The organism is Streptomyces fumanus (genome assembly GCF_014655295.1).
GTDB classification, from domain to species: Bacteria; Actinomycetota; Actinomycetes; order Streptomycetales; family Streptomycetaceae; genus Streptomyces; species Streptomyces fumanus.
Genome location: NZ_BNBI01000001.1, coordinates 353,760 through 371,591, shown reverse-complemented (window position 1 = coordinate 371,591; position 17,832 = coordinate 353,760). Strand labels below are relative to the sequence as shown.

The window sequence follows — 17,832 nt, the reverse complement described above, 5'->3', positions numbered from 1 at the left end:
CCCGGGGTCACGGCAGTCCGGGCTGCCGGGGCCCCGCCGGGCCGTAGGCGCCGCGCACCGGCGCGGGGGCGTCCACCGGGAACTCCACGACCGGCTGCTCCGCGGCGCCGACCTGGGGCACCGCGCCGCTGGGCGTGCCGGTGTGGGCGGCGACCAGGGCGGCCGGGTGACCGCCCCGGCGGCGCACCGCGCCCGGCAGCAGCGGCCGTCCGCCGGTGTGCAGGGCGACGGCGGTCATCGGCACGGCGACCAGCAGCAGCCCGGTGCCGAGCACCGCGCCCATGCCCGCGAACCCGGCCTGCGCGGAGAGCACGCTGCCGGTCAGCGGGCCCGCCGCGGTGCCCAGCGAGGACGCCGACCCGGCCAGCACCGCCCACCGGCCGCGCGGGTCCAGCGAGGCGGCCAGCCCGATCAGGTACGACAGGACCACCGGGTACAGCGTGTTCCAGGCGATCTCCCCGGCGGTGAAGCTCGCGGGCCCGGTCGCGGACGCGGTCAGCGCGATGCACCCGGCGATCAGCACCGTCCCGGCGCCGATCGGCACCGCCCGGCCCAGCCTGGACCCGAGCGCCCCGGCGGTCAGCACGCCGACCAGCCCCGCGCCCAGCGCCGCCGCGAGGACCACGCCGAGGGCGGCCTCGCCCAGGTGCGCCTGGTGCAGGCCGATCCGGCCGCTGACGCCCCACAGGGAGTTCTGCGCCAGCGACCAGCACACCATCGCGGCGGCGAGCACCAGCCCGGAGCGGCGGTGCGGCAGCGGCGCCCGGCCGGGACCGGCGGCCGCGGTGCGGGTGGCGCCGGGCAGCCCGGCGGTCAGCGGCCACACGGCGAGCGCGGTCAGTGCGATCGCGGCCAGCGGCAGACCGTGGCCGGGACCGAGGTGCGGCACGGTCAGATAGACCGCGCCGGCCAGCGCGGAGACCGACAGCAGCCCGAGCGTGGAGGCCCGGTGCGGGTCGTGCTCGGCGGCGATCCGGGTGGCGGCGACGGTCGTCGCGGTGCCCGAGCCGAAGCCGCCGGCCACCGCGCCGGCCACCACGGCCGGGACCCAGGTGGTGAGGGCGGCGGAGCCGTAGCCGACGAAGGCCAGGGCCAGGCCGAGGCGGGCCAGGGCGCGGGCGCCGAGGCGTTCCACCCGGGAGGCGAGCAGGAAGCCGGCGGTGGCGGAGCTGAGCAGCAGCGCGCTGCCGACGGCGCCGGCCTGGGTGGCGGTCAGAGCGAGGCCGGAGTCGAGCCGGCCGACGGTGGTGGGGAGCAGGTACGGGGCGAGGTAGCCGGCCGTGAAGAGGGCGACGAGGGGCCACGGGGTGGTACGGGCGTGCACGGGCGTTCCCAAGGCATGCGAAAGGAAGCGATCAGTGAGGGGAGGGGCGCCGACCGTCGACGGACTGGAACGCGCGGGCAATTTGTATCAAGCGCGGGAACGCGCAAGCGAAACCGCAAGATGTGATCTGCGTCACACCTGTGTTTAGGGGCAGGGCTGGTCGGGTAGCGGAGGGCGCTACCGCCAGACGACCGAGCCGCTCCCGGCCGGAACGGACGCTTCCGCCTTGGCCCGGATCTCCCGCATCACCGCGACGATCCGCCGCTCGTGCGCGGGCGTCAGCCGGGCCACCGGCACCGAGCAACTGACCGCGTCCTGCGCGGGATGGTCGTAGCGCAGCGCGAAGCCGAAGCCGACGATGCCGAGGGCGCCCTCCTCGCGGTCGACGGAGTAGCCGCGCCGCCGCACCCGGGCGAGGTCGGCGGCGAGCGACTCCCGGCCGGTGTGGGTGTGCGGGGTGAGTGTCTCGTAGGGCCCCTCGGGCAGGTCCTCGTCCAGCCGCTCGGCCAGCAGCGCCTTGCCGAGCGCGCCCGCGTGGGCCGGGAGCCGCCGGCCCACCCGGCTGATCGTGCGCAGGTACTCGTGCGACTCCCGGGTCGCCAGGTACGCCACGTCCCGGCCGTCCAGCCGCCCCAGGTGGATGGTCTCGCCCAGCGCCTCGGACGCCTCGTCCAGGTACGGCCGCACGATCCGCACCCGGGGGTCGGAGTCGAGGTAGCCGGTGCCGGTGAGCAGGGCGTGCAGGCCGATGCCGTAGAGCGAGCCGGTGGCGTCGGTGCGGACCCAGCCCCGTGAGATCAGGGTCTGCAGCAGCGCGTACATCGAACTGCGCGGCACCCGCAGCTCGTCCGCCAGCTCCTGGAGCCGCGCCGGGCGGTCCCCGCGCGCGGCCAGCAGCTCCAGCAGTTCCACCGTGCGCGCCGCCGACTTGACCTCGCGCACGCCGCCCGACTCCGCCATGCGCCGATCGTAGTGCGGGGGCCGCGGGCCATTGACGGCCGAACTCCGGCTCTCTACGCTCCATCTCCATACGTGGATGATGTCTACATAGGGAGACGGCCGGGGGCGAGTCCCGGTCCAGCCACCGCCACCGGACCCCGCGGGAGCCGCGCCGTGAACCTCACCGTCACCGACGTCCGTCTGACGCCGATCCTGGTCGCCGACCCGCCGCTGCTCAACACCCAGGGCGTGCACCAGCCGTACACCCCCCGGCTGATCGTGGAGGTGGTCACCGCCGACGGGATCACCGGCGTCGGCGAGACCTACGGCGACACCAAGTACCTGGAACTGGCCCGGCCGATCGCCGCGCGCCTGCCCGGCCGCCCGGTCTCCGACCTGAACGGCCTGTTCACCGTCGCCGACGAGGTCGCCGTGGACGCCTCCCGGGTCTCCGGCCGGGTCGACGTGGGCGGGCTGCGCGGCGTGCAGACCGCCGACAAACTGCGGCTGTCCGTCGTCTCCGGCTTCGAGGTGGCCTGCCTGGACGCCCTCGGCCAGAGCCTCGGCCTGCCCGTGCACGCGCTGCTCGGCGGCAAGGTCCGCGACACCGTCGAGTACAGCGCCTACCTGTTCTACAAGTGGGCCCGGCACCCCGAGGGCGTCCCCGGCGAACCCGACGACTGGGGCGCCGCCCTCGACCCGGCCGGCGTCGTCGAGCAGGCCCGCCGCTTCACCGAGCGGTACGGCTTCACCTCGTACAAGCTCAAGGGCGGCGTCTTCCCGCCCCAGGAGGAGATCGCCGCGGTCCGGGCGCTGGCCGAGGCGTTCCCCGGCCGCCCGCTGCGCCTGGACCCCAACGGCGCCTGGTCGGTGGAGACCTCGCTGAAGGTCGCCGCCGAACTCGGCGACGTCCTGGAGTACCTGGAGGACCCCGCGCTGGGCACCCCCGCCATGGCCGAGGTCGCCGCGCGGACCGGCGTGCCGCTCGCCACCAACATGTGCGTGACCACCTTCGCCGAGATCGAGGAGGCGTTCACCCGGGGCGCCGTCCAGGTGGTGCTCTCCGACCACCACTACTGGGGCGGACTGCGCAACACCCAGCACCTGGCCGCCGTCTGCCGGACCTTCGGGGTGGGCGTGTCCATGCACTCCAACACCCACCTCGGCATCAGCCTGGCCGCCATGACCCACGTGGCGTCGACCGTGCCGGGCCTGCACCACGCCTGCGACTCCCACTACCCCTGGCAGTCGGAGGACGTGCTCACCGAGCGGATCGCCTTCCACGGCGGCAAGGTCGCCGTCTCCGACGCCCCCGGCCTCGGCGTCCGCCTCGACAGCGACCGGCTCGCCGCCCTGCACCGCCGCTGGCTGGAGGACGACGGCACCTACCGCGACCGCGACGACACGGCGGCCATGCGCGCGGCCGACCCGGCCTGGACCGCACCGGCCGTGCCCCGCTGGTAAGGCCGGGAGACGCCCGGCCGGCCCCGGCGGCGGCCGGAACAGCGGCGGCGTGGTGCACACTGGCTGGATCCACACCGTGCCAGCTTTGCCAGGGAGCGCACCGTGACAGCGTCCACCGTGTCCACCGCGTCCGCCGCCGGGGAGCCGCACCGCCACCCCCAGGTCGACCCGCTCGCCGCCGTCCGCGCCCCCGGGGACCCGCCCTGGGACGTCTACCTCACCGGCACCGTCTTCCTCGACATCGTCTTCACCGGCCTCGACTCCGCACCGGTGCGCGGCACCGAGTCCTGGGCCCGGGGCATGGGATCCAGCCCCGGCGGCGTCGCCAACATGGCCACCGCCCTGGCCCGGCTCGGCCTGCGCACCTCCCTGGCGGCCGCCTTCGGCGACGACCACTACGGCGACTACTGCCGCGACGCCCTCGCCCAGGGCGAGGGCATCGACCTCAGCGCCTCGCGCACGGTCCCCCACTGGCACTCCCCGGTCACCGTCTCCATGGCGTACGAGGGCGAACGCACCATGGTCTCGCACGGCCACGCGCCGACCCCCGAGGAGCAGCCCGTCCCCGACGACCCGCCCCCCGCGCGGGCCGCCATCGCCTCCCTCACCCCCGGCACCCGCGCCCCCTGGGTCGCCCGCGCCGCCGCCGGCGGCACCCGGGTCTTCGCCGACGTCGGCTGGGACGACACCGGCGCCTGGGACCTGGCCGGGCTGCCCGACCTCGCGCACTGCGAGGCGTTCCTGCCCAACGCCGAGGAGGCGATGCGCTACACCGGCACCGACTGCCCGCGCGCCGCCGCCCACGCCCTCACCGAGTACGTACCGCTGGCCGTGGTCACCCTCGGCGCCGACGGCGCCTACGCGGTGGACCGGCGCACCGGCGAGAGCGCCGAGGTCCCCGCCATCGCCGTGGCCGCCCTGGACCCCACCGGCGCCGGGGACGTGTTCGTCGCCGGGTTCGTCACCGGCACCCTGGCCGGCTGGCCGCTCGCCGACCGGCTCGCCTTCGCCGGACTGACCGCCGCCTTGTCCGTCCAGGAGTTCGGCGGCTCGCTGTCGGCGCCCGGCTGGTCGGAGGTGGCCGCCTGGTGGCGCGAGGTCCAGTCGGTCGACGACCAGGACCCGGCCGCGCTGCGCCGGTACGCGTTCCTCGACGACCTGGTGCCCGACGAGGCCGTGCGGCCCTGGCCGCTGCGCCGGGCGGTGCCCACCATCGGCTTCCGCCGGTCCGCGTGAGCCCGGCGGACGCCCGGGGAAAAGTCCTACGGTGTTGTCGGTGCCCCGTCGTACCCTGGAAGACGCGAGGCCGCTCTCGGCGCGGCCGTGACGAGGAGGAACCGCAGGCGATCAGCGCCGGCCCATGACTCAGACACCGACAGCTCACACCTCCGCGCAGGGGCAGACGAAAGCCACGTTCACCGTCCCCGCCCAGCACCCCATGGTGACGGTCCTGGGATCCGGCGACTCCCTGCTGCGCGTGATCGAGACGGCCTTCCCGGCGGCCGACATCCACGTCCGGGGCAATGAGATCAGCGCGACCGGCGACCCGGCGGAGGTCGCCCTCGTCCAGCGCGTGTTCGACGAGATGATGCTCGTGCTCCGCACCGGGCAGCCGATGACGGAGGACGCAGTGGAACGCTCGATCGCCATGCTCAAGGCGAGCGAGAACGGGGAGAGCGACGGCCAGGAGACCCCGGCCCAGGTGCTCACGCAGAACATCCTGTCCTCGCGCGGCCGCACCATCCGCCCCAAGACGCTCAACCAGAAGCGGTACGTCGACGCCATCGACCGGCACACCATCGTTTTCGGCATCGGCCCGGCCGGCACCGGCAAGACCTACCTGGCCATGGCCAAGGCCGTCCAGGCCCTCCAGTCCAAGCAGGTCAACCGCATCATCCTGACCCGCCCCGCGGTCGAGGCCGGCGAGCGCCTCGGCTTCCTGCCGGGCACCCTCTACGAGAAGATCGACCCCTACCTGCGCCCGCTCTACGACGCGCTGCACGACATGATGGACCCGGACGCGATCCCCCGGCTGATGGCGGCCGGCACGATCGAGGTGGCCCCGCTGGCGTACATGCGCGGCCGCACGCTCAACGACGCCTTCATCATCCTGGACGAGGCACAGAACACCAGCCCCGAGCAGATGAAGATGTTCCTCACCCGGCTCGGCTTCGACTCGAAGATCGTCATCACGGGTGACGTCACCCAGGTCGACCTGCCGGGCGGCACCAAGTCCGGGCTGCGGCAGGTGCAGGACATCCTGGACGGCGTGGACGACGTGCACTTCTCCCGGCTCTCCTCGCAGGACGTGGTACGGCACAAGCTGGTGGGCCGTATCGTCGACGCCTACGAGAAGTACGACAGCGAGCACGGAACCGAGAACGGCGGGCACAAGAACCACGCCAAGCCGTCCGGCGCCAAGCGACCCCAGGGGAAGTAGACCAGCACCACCATGTCGATCGACGTCAACAACGAGTCCGGAACCGAGGTCGACGAGCAGGCGATCCTCGACATCGCCCGCTACGCCCTCGCGCGGATGCGCATCCACCCGCTCTCCGAACTGTCGGTGATCGTCGTGGACGCCGACGCCATGGAGCAGCTCCACATCCAGTGGATGGACCTGCCGGGCCCGACCGATGTCATGTCCTTCCCGATGGACGAGCTGCGCCCGCCGGCCAAGGACGACGAGGAGCCCCCGCAGGGGCTGCTCGGCGACATCGTGCTCTGCCCCGAGGTCGCGGCCCGACAGGGCGCCGAGGCCGAGACGCGGCACACCATGGACGAGGAGCTGCAACTGCTCACCGTCCACGGTGTGCTGCACCTGCTCGGCTACGACCACGAGGAGCCGGACGAGAAGGCCGAGATGTTCGGCCTGCAGGCGGCCATCGTGGACGGCTGGCGCGCGGAGAGGGGCCTGACCGGCCCGTCCCCCGCCCCGACCGTCTCATGAGCCTGCCCCTGATCGCCGGCGCCGTCGCCCTGGTCGTCGTCGCCTGGCTCGCCGCCTGCGCGGAGGCCGGCCTCGCCCGGGTCTCCAGCTTCCGCGCCGAGGAGGCCGTCCGCTCCGGGCGGCGCGGAAGCGCCAAGCTCGCCAAGATCGCCGCCGACCCGACGCGCTACCTCAACGTGGCCCTGCTGGTCCGCGTCGCCTGCGAGATGGCCGCCGCCGCCCTGATCACCTACGCCTGCCTCAACGAGTTCAGCAGCACCACCGAGGCCCTGCTCATCGCCATCGCCGTGATGGTGCTGGTCTCCTACGTCGCCGTCGGGGTCTCCCCGCGCACCATCGGCCGCCAGCACCCGCTGAACACCGCGACGGCGGCGGCGTACGTGCTGGTGCCGCTGGCCCGGATCATGGGCCCGGTGCCGTCCCTGCTGATCCTCATCGGCAACGCCCTCACCCCCGGCAAGGGCTTCCGCCGGGGCCCCTTCGCCTCCGAGGCGGAGCTGCGCGCCCTGGTCGACCTCGCCGAGAAGGAGTCGCTGATCGAGGCCGAGGAGCGCCGCATGGTGCACTCGGTGTTCGAACTGGGCGACACCCTGGTCCGCGAGGTCATGGTCCCGCGCACCGACCTCGTCGTCATCGAGCGGTACAAGACCATCCGGCAGGCCCTCACCCTCGCCCTGCGCTCCGGCTTCTCCCGGATACCGGTGACCGGCGACAGCGAGGACGACATCGTCGGCATCGTGTACCTCAAGGACCTCGCCCGCAAGACGCACATCAGCCGCGACGCCGAGTCCGAGCTGGTCTCCACGGCGATGCGGCCGGCGTTCTTCGTGCCGGACACCAAGAACGCCGGCGACCTGCTGCGCGAGATGCAGAAGGAACGCAACCACGTCGCCGTCGTCATCGACGAGTACGGCGGCACCGCCGGCATCGTCACCATCGAGGACATCCTGGAGGAGATCGTCGGCGAGATCACCGACGAGTACGACCGGGAACTCCCGCCGGTCCAGGACCTCGGCGAGGACCGCTACCGGGTCACCGCCCGCCTCGACATCGGCGACCTCGGCGAGCTGTACGGCCTGGAGGAGTTCGACGACGAGGACGTGGAGACCGTCGGCGGGCTGCTCGCCAAGGCACTGGGCCGGGTGCCGATCGCGGGCGCCTCCGCCGTGGTCGAACTGCCCGACGGCCGCGGGCTGCGGCTGACCGCGGAGGCCGCCGCCGGCCGCCGCAACAAGATCGTGACCGTGCTGGCGGAGCCGGCCGGCAAGGAGGAGGCGGACCCCGAGTGACCCCGGAGCAACTGCGCGCCCTGTGCCTGTCCTTCAATGCCGCGGTGGAGGACTTCCCGTTCGGCCCGGAGATCTCCGTCTTCCGGGTCTGCGGCAAGATGTTCGCCCTCACCTACCTGGACGCGCGCCCGCTCACCGTCAACCTCAAGTGCGACCCGGACGACGCGGTCCGGCTGCGCCGCCAGTACGAGGGCCTGATCATCCCCGGCTGGCACATGAACAAGCGGCACTGGAACACCGTGACCGTCGACGGCGAGCTCCCGGACCGGCTGGTCCGGGAGCTGGTCGAGGACTCCTACGACCTGGTCGTCGCCGGTCTACCGCGCGCCGACCGCCTCCGCCTCGACCGGCCCTGAGCCCGCCCGCCGCATCCGCAGCCCCAGCCCGACCAGCACGGCCGCCGCCAGCACGATCGCCGCGTCCAGCGCCAGCACCGTACGCACCCCCGAGGCCACGTCGCCGGCGGTGGTGGCCAGCACCCCCAGCAGCGGGATGCCGACCGTGATGCCGACCTGCTGGGTGGAGGTGACCAGGCCGGTCGCCAGGCCCTGCTCCGCGTCCGGGACACCGGAGGTGACGGTCAGCCCGTAGGAGATGATCGCGCCCAGGTGGCACATGCTGGCCAGCGAGACCGCGGCCGTCGCCAGCCACACCGACCCGCCGCCCTCACCGAGCCCCAGCAGCGCCGCGCCCAGCAGGCCCTGCCCGGCCAGCGAGCCGACCAGCGTGCGGCGGGCACCGAACCGGCCGATGACCCGCGGCGCGTACGACCCGGCCAGCACCGACAGCACGCCCTGCACCCCGAAGACCAGGCCGGTCTCGAAGGCGGACAGCCCCAGCACCTCCTGGAGGTACAGGGTGAGCACGAACACGACCGTCGACATCATCGAGAAGGTGACCAGACCGCCCAGGTTGCCCCAGGCCACCGTGCGGCGGCGCAGCATCGGCAGCGACACCAGCGGCGCCTCGGTCCGGGACTCCACCACCGCGAACGCGGTCAGCAGCAGCAGCCCCGCCACCAGCGCGGCCGGCACGTCGGCCCGGCCGAAGCCCTGGTCGGCGGCGGTGGACAGGGCGTAGATCAGGGCGAGCAGACCACCGGTGACGGTGACCGCGCCGGGCACGTCCAGCCGGGGCCGCTCCGGGGTGCGCGACTCCGGCAGCAGACCGGGCGCCAGCGGCAGCACGACCAGGGCGAACAGGGTCAGCAGGCCCATGGTGGAGCGCCAGCCCAGCAGGTCGGTCAGCACCCCGCCCGCCACCATGCCGACGGTGAAGCCCAGCGACAGCAGCGTCCCCGAGATGCCCAGGGCGCGGTCGCGGGCCGGGCCCTCCGGAAAGGTCGTGGTCAGCAGCGACATCCCGGTCGGCACGATGGCCGCCGCGCCGAGCCCCTGCAGGGCGCGCCCGGCCAGGAAGGACGCCGGGTCCCAGGCGAAGGTGGCCAGCAGCGAGGCCGCCCCGAACAGGGCGAGCCCGGCCAGGAACAGCCTGCGCCGGCCGTACAGGTCGCCGGTGCGGCCGAACAGCAGCAGGAAGCCGCCGGACGGCAGCGCGAACGCGGTGACCGCCCACTGCAGGGCGGACGGGCTCATGCCCAGGTCGGCGCCGAGCACCGGCAGCGCGACATTGAGCACGGAGAAGTCGAGCGCGACCATGAACTGGGCCGCGCAGAGCACGAACAGGACCAGCCGGTCCCGCGCCGCCAGCGCGGGCGCGGACGGCTTCCGTACGGGGGTGGGAGGGGTGTCGATCGCCATGTCCATGAGCCTGGCGCCCGCGGAATAGCCTTGGGGAGCGAGCAGTTGTCCTGGTGGTGCCACCACCAGGCAGCCAGGACGTACAGGGGGAGCGGGTGCCGGATCTCAAGGAGGCCGCCACGGGGCGGCGGGCCGAGCTGCGGGAGTTCCTGATGAGCCGCCGGGCGCGGGTGTCGCCCGCCGAGGCGGGGCTGCCGGAGGGCGGCGGCCGGCGCCGCACCCCGGGCCTGCGCCGCGAGGAGGTCGCCGTCCTCGCCGGGGTGGGCGCCTCCTGGTACCAGTGGCTGGAGCAGGGCCGGGACATCTCCGTCTCGCCGCAGGTGCTGGACGCCGTCGCCCGGGTGCTGCGGCTCAGCAACGCCGAGCGGCGCCACCTGTACGTGCTGGCCGGCCTCAACCCGCCCGTGCCCGAGGTGGAGCCCGCCAAGCGGCACATGTGCGACGGGCTGCGGCGGCTGATCGACACCTGGATGCCGTACCCGGCGCACATCATGGACGCGTACTACGACTGCGTGATGTACAACGACGCCGCCGCGATGGTCCTCGGGATGCGGCCCGGCACCACGCAGAACTGCATCGTGGACTTCTTCACCGACCCGCTGTACCGCTCCCGCTCCAAGAGCTGGGAGCGCAACGCCCGCGCGGTGGTCGCCCAGTTCCGGGCCGCCTGCGCGGCCGCCCCCGGCGACGACGGCTACCGGCAGGTGCTCCAGCGCCTGGAGCGGGAGGCGGGGGAGGAGTTCACCCGGCTGTGGGCCGAAGGGGACATCGAGGACGCCGGGCAGATCCGCAAGGAGCTGGACCACCCGCTGGTCGGGCTGCTGTGCGTGGAGTCCACCGCGCTGAAGGTGCCCGCCCGCCCGGATCTGACGATCGTGCTGCACACCCCGCTGGACGAGGCCAACACCGCCGCGAAACTGGAGTGGCTGGCCTCCCCGGAGGGCCGGCGCGGGGCGATGTACCCCGTGGCCGGATAGCGCCCCGGCCGCTTCCGTATCCTCGTCCCCATGACCGACAGCAGCGCGCTCGACCCCGAGGACCGCAAGATCGTCACCCTGGCCCGTTCCGCGCGGGCCCGCAACCAGGTGCCCGAGGGGGCCGCCGTGCGCGACGAGACCGGCCGGACGTACGTCGCCGGGACCGTCGCCCTGGACTCGCTGAAGCTCAGCGCGCTGCGCACCGCGGTGGCGATGGCGGTGGCCTCCGGCGCGACCTCGCTGGAGGCGGCGGCCGTGGTGACCGAGGCCGGGACCGCCTCCGACGAGGACCGGGCGGCCGTCCGGGACCTGGGCGGACCCGGGACGCCGGTGCTGGTGGCGGGCCCCGACGGCGAGGTCCGGGAGACCGTCACCGCGGGCTGATCCCCGCCCGCCGGGGGCCGGCGGAGAAAGCCGGTACGGCAGTGCTCGCCGGATCAGGGACAATGGGCGCCATGAGCGTTCGCAGTCAGTCATCCGAGCCGTCGGAATCGTCCGAGGCCCCCCACCGGGCGGGCTTCGCCTGTTTCGTGGGCCGTCCCAACGCGGGCAAGTCCACCCTCACGAACGCTCTGGTCGGGCAGAAGGTGGCGATCACCTCCAACCGGCCCCAGACCACCCGGCACACCGTGCGGGGCATCGTGCACCGGCCGGACGCCCAGTTGATCCTGGTCGACACCCCCGGGCTGCACAAGCCGCGCACCCTGCTCGGCGAGCGGCTCAACGACGTGGTCCGCACCACCTGGGCGGAGGTCGACGTGATCGGCTTCTGCCTGCCCGCCAACGAGAAGCTCGGCCCCGGCGACCGGTTCATCGCCAAGGAGCTGGCCGCGATCCGCAAGACCCCCAAGGTCGCCATCGTCACCAAGACCGACCTGGTCGACAGCAAGACCCTCGCCGAGCAGTTGATCGCCATCGACCAGCTCGGCACCGAACTGGGCATCGCCTGGGCGGAGATCGTCCCGGTGTCGGCGACGGCCGGGCAGCAGGTGGACCTCCTGGCCGACCTGCTGATCCCGCTGCTCCCGGAGAGCCCCGCCCTCTACCCGGAGGGCGACCTCACCGACGAGCCCGAGCAGGTCATGGTCGCGGAGCTGATCCGAGAGGCCGCGCTGGAGGGCGTGCGCGACGAGCTGCCGCACTCCATCGCCGTGGTGGTGGAGGAGATGCTGCCCCGCGAGGACCGCCCCGCCGACAAGCCGCTGCTGGACATCCACGCCAACGTCTTCATCGAGCGCCCCAGCCAGAAGGGCATCATCATCGGCCCCAAGGGCAAGCGCCTGAAGGAGGTCGGCATCCGCTCCCGCAAGCAGATCGAGGCCCTGCTCGGCACCCCGGTCTTCCTCGACCTGCACGTCAAGGTCGCCAAGGACTGGCAGCGCGACCCCAAGCAGCTCAGGAAGCTCGGCTTCTGAGGCTCACCGCCCGGCCCGCAGCAGCTCGCGGTACCAGTGGTAGGACGCCTTCGGGGTGCGCTCCAGCGTGGTGAAGTCCACATGGACCAGCCCGAAGCGGCGGGCGTACCCCTCGGCCCACTCGAAGTTGTCCAGCAGCGACCAGACGAAGTAGCCGCGCACGTCCACCCCGGCGGCGAGCGCGTCGTGCACGGCCCGGACGTGCGCGTCCAGGTAGGCGATGCGGTCCTGGTCGTCGAGGCCGGGGTACGAGCAGCCGTTCTCGGTGATCAGCACCGGCGGGAGCCGCTCGCCGTACCGGTCCCGCAGGCCGGTGAGCAGCTCGGTGAGGCCCTCGGGGACCACCGGCCAGCCGAAGTCCGTCACCGGCCGGCCCTCGATCTCCCGCACGGAGAAGGGGAGTTCCGCCGGCAGCGGCACCCCGCCGAACCCGCCCGGGGCGCCGCTCGGGGCGCCCACCCTGGTCGGCGCGTAGTAGTTGACGCCGTAGAAGTCCAGCGGCTCGGCGATCACCTCCAGGTCGGCCCCGGCACTCTCCGGCATCAGCTCCCCGATGCCCTCGGGGTAGCGGCCCAGCAGCAGCGGGTCGGCGAACATCCGGTTCAGCAGCGCGTCGTAGAGGTCCGCCGCCGCCCGGTCGGCGGGGTCGTCGGAGGCGGGCCACACCGGGGCGTGCGAGTCGGCGATGCCGATGTCCGGGGCGCCGGCCGCGCGCAGCGCCCGTACCGCCAGGCCGTGCGCGAGGAGCTGGTGGTGGGCGACCGGCAGCGCGTCGAACAGCAGGCGCTCGCCCGGCGCGTGCACGCCCAGCGCGTGGCCCAGCAGGGTGTGCTCCGCCGGTTCGTTCAGCGTGATCCAGGTGCGCACCCGGTCGCCGAGCCGGTCCGCGACCACCGCCGTGTACGCCGCGAACCGCTCCGCCGTGTCCCGCTCCCGCCAGTCCAGGCCCAGCGGCAGGTCCCAGTGGAAGAGGGTCGGCACCGGCCGCACCCCGGCCGCGCACAGCTCGTCCGTCAGCCGGTCGTAGAAGTCCAGGCCGCCCGGCGCGTTCACCCGGGGCCAGGAGACGGAGAAGCGGTACGCGTCCACGCCCAGGCCGGCCAGCAGCGCCACGTCCTCGCGGTGGCGGTGGTAGTGGTCGCAGGCCACCGCCGCCGTCGAGCCGTCCCGCACCCGCCCCGGCCGCTCGGCGAACGCGTCCCACACCGACCGCTCGCGCAGCTCCGCCGCGCCCTCGATCTGGTGCGCGGAGGTCGACACGCCCCACAGGAAGCCGGGCGGGAAACGGGGCATCGGGTCCATCGCCATGCGCGGATCATCCGCACCGCCGGCCGTGCCCGTCAACGGTCAGGAGCCCTCCTTCAGCACCCGGGAGACCAGCCTGCGCTGCTCCTCGGTCAGCCGGGGGTCGGCCGCGTACACGGTGCGGCCGTCCACGGTGATCTGGTAGCTGAATCCGTCCGGCACCCCGATGGGCGGCGTGCCCCGGCCGTCGGCGACCGCCCGCTCGGCCAGGGCGTGCCACTCCGCCGCGTCCGGGCGGCCGGCGGTGTCCACCTCCGCGTGGCGTTCGATGCCCGCGAAGCCTCCTGTGCGCCTCACTTGAATCCGCATGGGTCCGTGTCTAGTACGGAACTAGGCGGGACGCACCCCGACCTGCTGCCACGCCTTGTCCACCGCGTCGAGTTCCTCGCCCGTGCCGTACCGCGCCCGGGCGGCGGCCAGGGTGAGCGCCGCGAAGTCCGCGAACCGGGCCTGGGTGCCCAGCTCGCCGCCGGTCAGCGCGTCGTACCAGATCTGCCCGGCGCGCTCCCAGGCGTTGCCGCCGAGCGCGGTGGCGGCCAGGTAGAACGCGTGGTTGGGGATGCCGGAGTTGATGTGCACGCCGCCGTTGTCCCGGCCGGTGCGGACGTAGTCGTCCATCGTCGCGGGCTGCGGGTCCTTGCCGAGCACGTCGTCGTCGTACGCCGTGCCCGGGGCCTTCAGCGAGCGCAGGGCGACCCCGGTGACGCGCGGGGCGAGCAGGCCCGCGCCGATCAGCCAGTCGGCCTGGTCGGCGCTCTGGCCGAGCGTGTACTGCTTGATCAGCGAGCCGAAGACGTCCGACACCGACTCGTTGAGCGCGCCGGGCTGGCCGAAGTAGGTCAGGTTGGCGGTGTACTGGGTGACGCCGTGCACCAGTTCGTGGCCGATCACGTCCACCGGGATGGTGAAGTCGAGGAAGATCTCCCCGTCCCCGTCGCCGAAGACCATCTGCTCGCCGTTCCAGAACGCGTTGTTGTACTCGCGGTCGTAGTGCACGGTCGCGTCCAGCGGCAGCCCGGAGCCGTCGATGGAGTCCCGCCCGTACGCCGAGAGCAGCAGCTCGAAGGTGGCGCCGAGGCCCGCGTAGGCGCGGTTGACGGTGGCGTCCTGACCGGGTTCGTCGCCCTCGCCGCGGACCTCGGTGCCCGGCAGGTCGGTGCCGTGCCGGGCGTCGTAGACGGTGCGCCGGGGCTGGGCGGGTTCGGCGGCGGCGGGCCGGGTGACCGCCGGTGCGCCCAGCACGGTGGTCAGCCTTCGCTGGGTGCGCTCGAAGGCGTCCCGCTGGAGGGTGCGGCGGGCGGGTGCGGCGAGCGCGGGGTCCTCGGCCTGGGCGAGCCGGTCGAGGAGGTGGGGCGGGACGATGGTGCAGAAGACGGGCTCGAAGCCCCCGTTGGTCGTCATGTCCGGCACCTTCGCACTGCGTGACGCACCTGTCACCACCCGCAACCATGATTGGTGAATTGCCTGGCGGACGCCTCCCCTCCGCCCCCGCGAAGTGGTATGCGGCACTCTTTGCCCGCCTTGTCCCCCGGGTCCCGCATACTGATACGGGACCGCGCGTCCGGCACGGCTCGGCTAGGCTGCGGAGCACCATGCGTTTCGGGCTGCTCCTCCTTAGCTGCCGCGGCGAGGGCCTGTAGTCGAGGCCGACCCCCTCCCCGCGGAGCTTCTGCGTTGCCGTCGGCCGTCCTTCCGGACCCGCGGACACCGCGGACACATCGAGGAGCCCACACCGCCATGGCCAACCGCCAGCAGCCCAGTTCCCTGCCGATCAGCAAGTACCGCGGCTACGAGCAGGTCGACATCCCCGACCGCACCTGGCCCGACCGGCGGATCACCGCCGCCCCCCGCTGGCTCTCCACCGACCTGCGCGACGGCAACCAGGCCCTGATCGACCCGATGTCGCCGGCCCGCAAGCGCGCGATGTTCGACCTGCTGGTCACGATGGGCTACAAGGAGATCGAGGTCGGCTTCCCGGCCTCCGGCCAGACCGACTTCGACTTCATCCGCTCGATCATCGAGGAACCGGGCGCCATCCCGGACGACGTCACCATCTCCGTACTGACCCAGGCCCGCGAGGACCTGATCGAGCGCACGGTGGAGTCCCTGAAGGGCGCCAAGCGGGCCACCGTGCACCTGTACAACGCCACCGCGCCGGTCTTCCGCCGGGTGGTCTTCCGCGGCTCGAAGGACGACATCAAGCAGATCGCGGTGGACGGCACCCGCCTGGTGATGGAGTACGCCGAGAAGCTGCTGGGCCCGGAGACCGAGTTCGGCTACCAGTACAGCCCGGAGATCTTCACCGACACCGAGCTGGACTTCGCCCTGGAGGTCTGCGAGGCGGTGATGGACGTCTACCAGCCGGGTCCGGACCGCGAGATCATCCTCAACCTGCCCGCCACGGTGGAGCGTTCCACGCCCTCCACGCACGCGGACCGCTTCGAGTGGATGCACCGCAACCTCTCCCGCCGCGAGCACGTCTGCCTCTCCGTCCACCCGCACAACGACCGGGGTACGGCCGTGGCGGCGGCCGAGCTGGCGCTGATGGCCGGCGCCGACCGCGTCGAGGGCTGCCTGTTCGGCCAGGGCGAGCGGACCGGCAACGTGGACCTGGTCACCCTGGGCATGAACCTGTTCTCCCAGGGCGTCGACCCGCAGATCGACTTCTCCCGCATCGACGAGATCCGCCGCACCTGGGAGTACTGCAACCAGATGGAGGTCCACCCGCGCCACCCGTACGTGGGCGACCTGGTCTACACCTCCTTCTCCGGCTCCCACCAGGACGCCATCAAGAAGGGCTTCGACGCCATGGAGGCCGACGCGGCCGCCCGGGGCGTCACCGTGGACGACCTGGAGTGGGCGGTGCCGTACCTGCCCATCGACCCCAAGGACGTCGGCCGGTCCTACGAGGCGGTCATCCGGGTCAACTCGCAGTCCGGCAAGGGCGGCATCGCCTACGTCCTGAAGAACGACCACAAGCTGGACCTGCCGCGCCGGATGCAGATCGAGTTCTCCAAGATCATCCAGGCGAAGACCGACGCCGAGGGCGGCGAGATCACGCCGGCCGCGATCTGGGAGGTCTTCCAGGACGAGTACCTGCCCAACCCGGAGAACCCCTGGGGCCGCATCCAGGTCGCCAACGGCCAGACCACGACCGACCGCGACGGCGTGGACACCCTCACCGTCGAGGCCACCGTCGACGGCGTGCAGACCACCCTGGTCGGCACCGGCAACGGTCCGATCTCGGCCTTCTTCCACGCCCTGCAGGGCGTCGGCATCGACGTACGCCTGCTGGACTACCAGGAGCACACCATGAGCGAGGGCGCCTCCGCGCAGGCCGCCTCGTACATCGAGTGCGCCATCGACGGCAAGGTCCTGTGGGGCATCGGCATCGACGCGAACACCACGCGCGCCTCGCTGAAGGCGGTCGTCTCCGCCGTCAACCGCGCGGCCCGCTGACCCGTCGCCGCCCCTCCCGCACCCCGGGCCCCGTCCGCCGCGACCGGCGGGCGGGGCCCGTCCGGCGCACCGTCCGGTACCGGCCGGATCCGTACGCAGGTCACGGGAAGGTCTCGTCCGGGGTACTGACTCCGCGTCGGCGATGTGGCTAACATCACGCCAGTGCGGCGATGTTGCCGCGCGGTTACGGAGGTGCGACGTGCTGCCTGGACGGGGACGAGACGGCCGAGCTGCCCGGCTTCAGCGCATCCTGGGCACCCGCACCGCGTGGACGGCCGTCGGCGACGGCGAGTTCTTCTGCCCGGACTGCGGGGGCGACCGCAACTACCAGCGGCTCACCGGCCGCCGCCGGTTCACCGTGCTCGGCCTGCCGGTGCTGCCGCGCGGCGACTGCGGGCCCGCCGTGGAGTGCGCCGCCTGCCTGCGCCACTACGGCACCGACGTCCTGGACCACCCCACCACCACCCGTTTCGCCGCGATGCTCCGGGACGCGGTGCACACCGTCGCCCTCGCGGTCCTCGCGACCAGCGGCACCTGCTCCCGCACCGCCCTGCGGACCGCGGCCGGCGCGGTGCGCGCGGCCGGCTACGACTGCGCCGAGGAGCAGCTCGACGCGCTGGTGCGGGCCCTGGCCGCGGACACCGGGCGGTTCTACGGGGAGCCCTGCGGGCCCGGCCTCGCGATAGAGCTGCACGAGGCGCTGGACCCGCTGGCCCCGCACCTCGCCGCCGCCGGACGGGAGTCGATCCTGCTCCAGGGTGCCCGGATCGCGCTGGCCGACGGCCCGTACACCCCGGCCGAGCGGGACGTGCTGGCCACGGTGGGCGCCGCGCTGACCATCCCCGCCGAGGACGTCACCCGCCTGCTGGCGGCGGCCCGTACGCCGTCCTGAGCGTCCCCGGCGGCCCGGGCGCCGTCTGAGCGGTCCGGGCGCCGGTCCTGGGCGCCCC

Annotated in this window: 17 protein-coding genes; 11 read left to right on the top strand and 6 right to left on the bottom strand. The window is 73.4% G+C overall.

The genetic code is table 11. The features are described 5' to 3' along the window. Positions 1 to 7: 7 nt before the first annotated feature. Positions 8 to 1,324, bottom strand: coding sequence for an MFS transporter (locus IE316_RS01610; RefSeq protein WP_190202248.1), 1,317 nt, complete (start codon positions 1,322 to 1,324; stop codon positions 8 to 10). 177 nt (positions 1,325 to 1,501) lie between these two features. Beyond that, positions 1,502 to 2,284 (bottom strand): IclR family transcriptional regulator, encoded by a 783-nt coding sequence (locus IE316_RS01605; RefSeq protein ID WP_190202247.1) that lies wholly within the window; start codon positions 2,282 to 2,284, stop codon positions 1,502 to 1,504. A gap of 153 nt (positions 2,285 to 2,437) precedes the next feature. Here IE316_RS01605 and IE316_RS01600 point away from each other — a divergent pair, with 153 nt between their 5' ends. The 6 genes from IE316_RS01600 (at position 2,438) to IE316_RS01575 (ending at position 8,322) form a co-directional block, all read left to right on the top strand. After that, a complete protein-coding gene (locus tag IE316_RS01600; RefSeq protein ID WP_190202246.1) occupies positions 2,438 to 3,727 on the top strand; it encodes a glucarate dehydratase family protein in 1,290 nt (429 codons plus the stop codon). 102 nt (positions 3,728 to 3,829) lie between these two features. Continuing rightward, positions 3,830 to 4,963 (top strand): carbohydrate kinase family protein, encoded by a 1,134-nt coding sequence (locus IE316_RS01595; RefSeq protein ID WP_190202245.1) that lies wholly within the window; start codon positions 3,830 to 3,832, stop codon positions 4,961 to 4,963. 124 nt (positions 4,964 to 5,087) lie between these two features. After that, positions 5,088 to 6,167: a PhoH family protein gene (locus IE316_RS01590; RefSeq protein WP_190202244.1), complete on the top strand. Its 1,080-nt coding sequence runs from the start codon at positions 5,088 to 5,090 to the stop codon at positions 6,165 to 6,167. Positions 6,168 to 6,179: 12 nt separating this feature from the next. Next, positions 6,180 to 6,677 carry an rRNA maturation RNase YbeY gene (gene ybeY, locus IE316_RS01585; protein WP_190202243.1) on the top strand — a complete coding sequence of 166 codons (498 nt, stop codon included), beginning with the start codon at positions 6,180 to 6,182 and terminating at the stop codon, positions 6,675 to 6,677. Further along, a complete protein-coding gene (locus IE316_RS01580) occupies positions 6,674 to 7,966 on the top strand; it encodes a hemolysin family protein (RefSeq protein WP_190202242.1) in 1,293 nt (430 codons plus the stop codon). Before ybeY ends, IE316_RS01580 begins: the two co-directional genes overlap by 4 nt. Next, positions 7,963 to 8,322 carry an MmcQ/YjbR family DNA-binding protein gene (locus IE316_RS01575; RefSeq protein ID WP_190202241.1) on the top strand — a complete coding sequence of 120 codons (360 nt, stop codon included), beginning with the start codon at positions 7,963 to 7,965 and terminating at the stop codon, positions 8,320 to 8,322. Before IE316_RS01580 ends, IE316_RS01575 begins: the two co-directional genes overlap by 4 nt. On the opposite strand, the gene IE316_RS01570 is transcribed toward IE316_RS01575, so the two are convergent. Continuing rightward, the gene (locus IE316_RS01570; RefSeq protein ID WP_229910146.1) at positions 8,284 to 9,726 is read right to left on the bottom strand and encodes an MFS transporter; all 1,443 of its coding nucleotides are present in this window, start codon (positions 9,724 to 9,726) and stop codon (positions 8,284 to 8,286) included. The two genes, IE316_RS01575 and IE316_RS01570, sit on opposite strands and share 39 nt — an antisense overlap. 152 nt (positions 9,727 to 9,878) lie before the next feature. On the opposite strand from IE316_RS01570, the gene IE316_RS01565 reads away from it, so the two are divergent. From IE316_RS01565 to era, 3 genes are all read left to right on the top strand, one after another. After that, positions 9,879 to 10,703 (top strand): helix-turn-helix transcriptional regulator, encoded by an 825-nt coding sequence (locus tag IE316_RS01565; RefSeq protein WP_190202725.1) that lies wholly within the window; start codon positions 9,879 to 9,881, stop codon positions 10,701 to 10,703. A gap of 30 nt (positions 10,704 to 10,733) precedes the next feature. Next, entirely contained in the window at positions 10,734 to 11,087 is a 354-nt protein-coding gene (locus tag IE316_RS01560; protein WP_190202239.1) for a cytidine deaminase-like protein, read from the top strand. A 71-nt stretch (positions 11,088 to 11,158) separates the two neighbouring features. Further along, complete coding sequence (gene era / locus IE316_RS01555; protein ID WP_190202238.1) at positions 11,159 to 12,118, top strand: GTPase Era; 960 nt, start codon at positions 11,159 to 11,161, stop codon at positions 12,116 to 12,118. Positions 12,119 to 12,121: 3 nt separating this feature from the next. Here the strand turns inward: era and IE316_RS01550 are convergent, their stop codons facing one another. Genes IE316_RS01550 through IE316_RS01540 form a run of 3 tightly spaced genes read right to left on the bottom strand, consistent with a single transcriptional unit; the run spans position 12,122 to position 14,824 of the window. Beyond that, positions 12,122 to 13,426: a GH1 family beta-glucosidase gene (locus IE316_RS01550; protein ID WP_190202237.1), complete on the bottom strand. Its 1,305-nt coding sequence runs from the start codon at positions 13,424 to 13,426 to the stop codon at positions 12,122 to 12,124. A gap of 39 nt (positions 13,427 to 13,465) precedes the next feature. Continuing rightward, positions 13,466 to 13,732 (bottom strand): protealysin inhibitor emfourin, encoded by a 267-nt coding sequence (locus tag IE316_RS01545; RefSeq protein ID WP_190202236.1) that lies wholly within the window; start codon positions 13,730 to 13,732, stop codon positions 13,466 to 13,468. 21 nt (positions 13,733 to 13,753) lie between these two features. Then, positions 13,754 to 14,824, bottom strand: coding sequence for a M4 family metallopeptidase (locus tag IE316_RS01540; RefSeq protein WP_190202235.1), 1,071 nt, complete (start codon positions 14,822 to 14,824; stop codon positions 13,754 to 13,756). Between the two features lie 336 nt (positions 14,825 to 15,160). On the opposite strand from IE316_RS01540, the gene leuA reads away from it, so the two are divergent. Together leuA and IE316_RS01530 are read left to right on the top strand one after the other, a co-directional pair. Continuing rightward, on the top strand, positions 15,161 to 16,882 hold the full coding sequence (gene leuA, locus IE316_RS01535) for a 2-isopropylmalate synthase (protein WP_190202234.1): 1,722 nt from the start codon (positions 15,161 to 15,163) through the stop codon (positions 16,880 to 16,882). Positions 16,883 to 17,081: 199 nt separating this feature from the next. Beyond that, on the top strand, positions 17,082 to 17,774 hold the full coding sequence (locus tag IE316_RS01530; RefSeq protein ID WP_190202233.1) for a TerB family tellurite resistance protein: 693 nt from the start codon (positions 17,082 to 17,084) through the stop codon (positions 17,772 to 17,774). Positions 17,775 to 17,832: the final 58 nt, after the last annotated feature.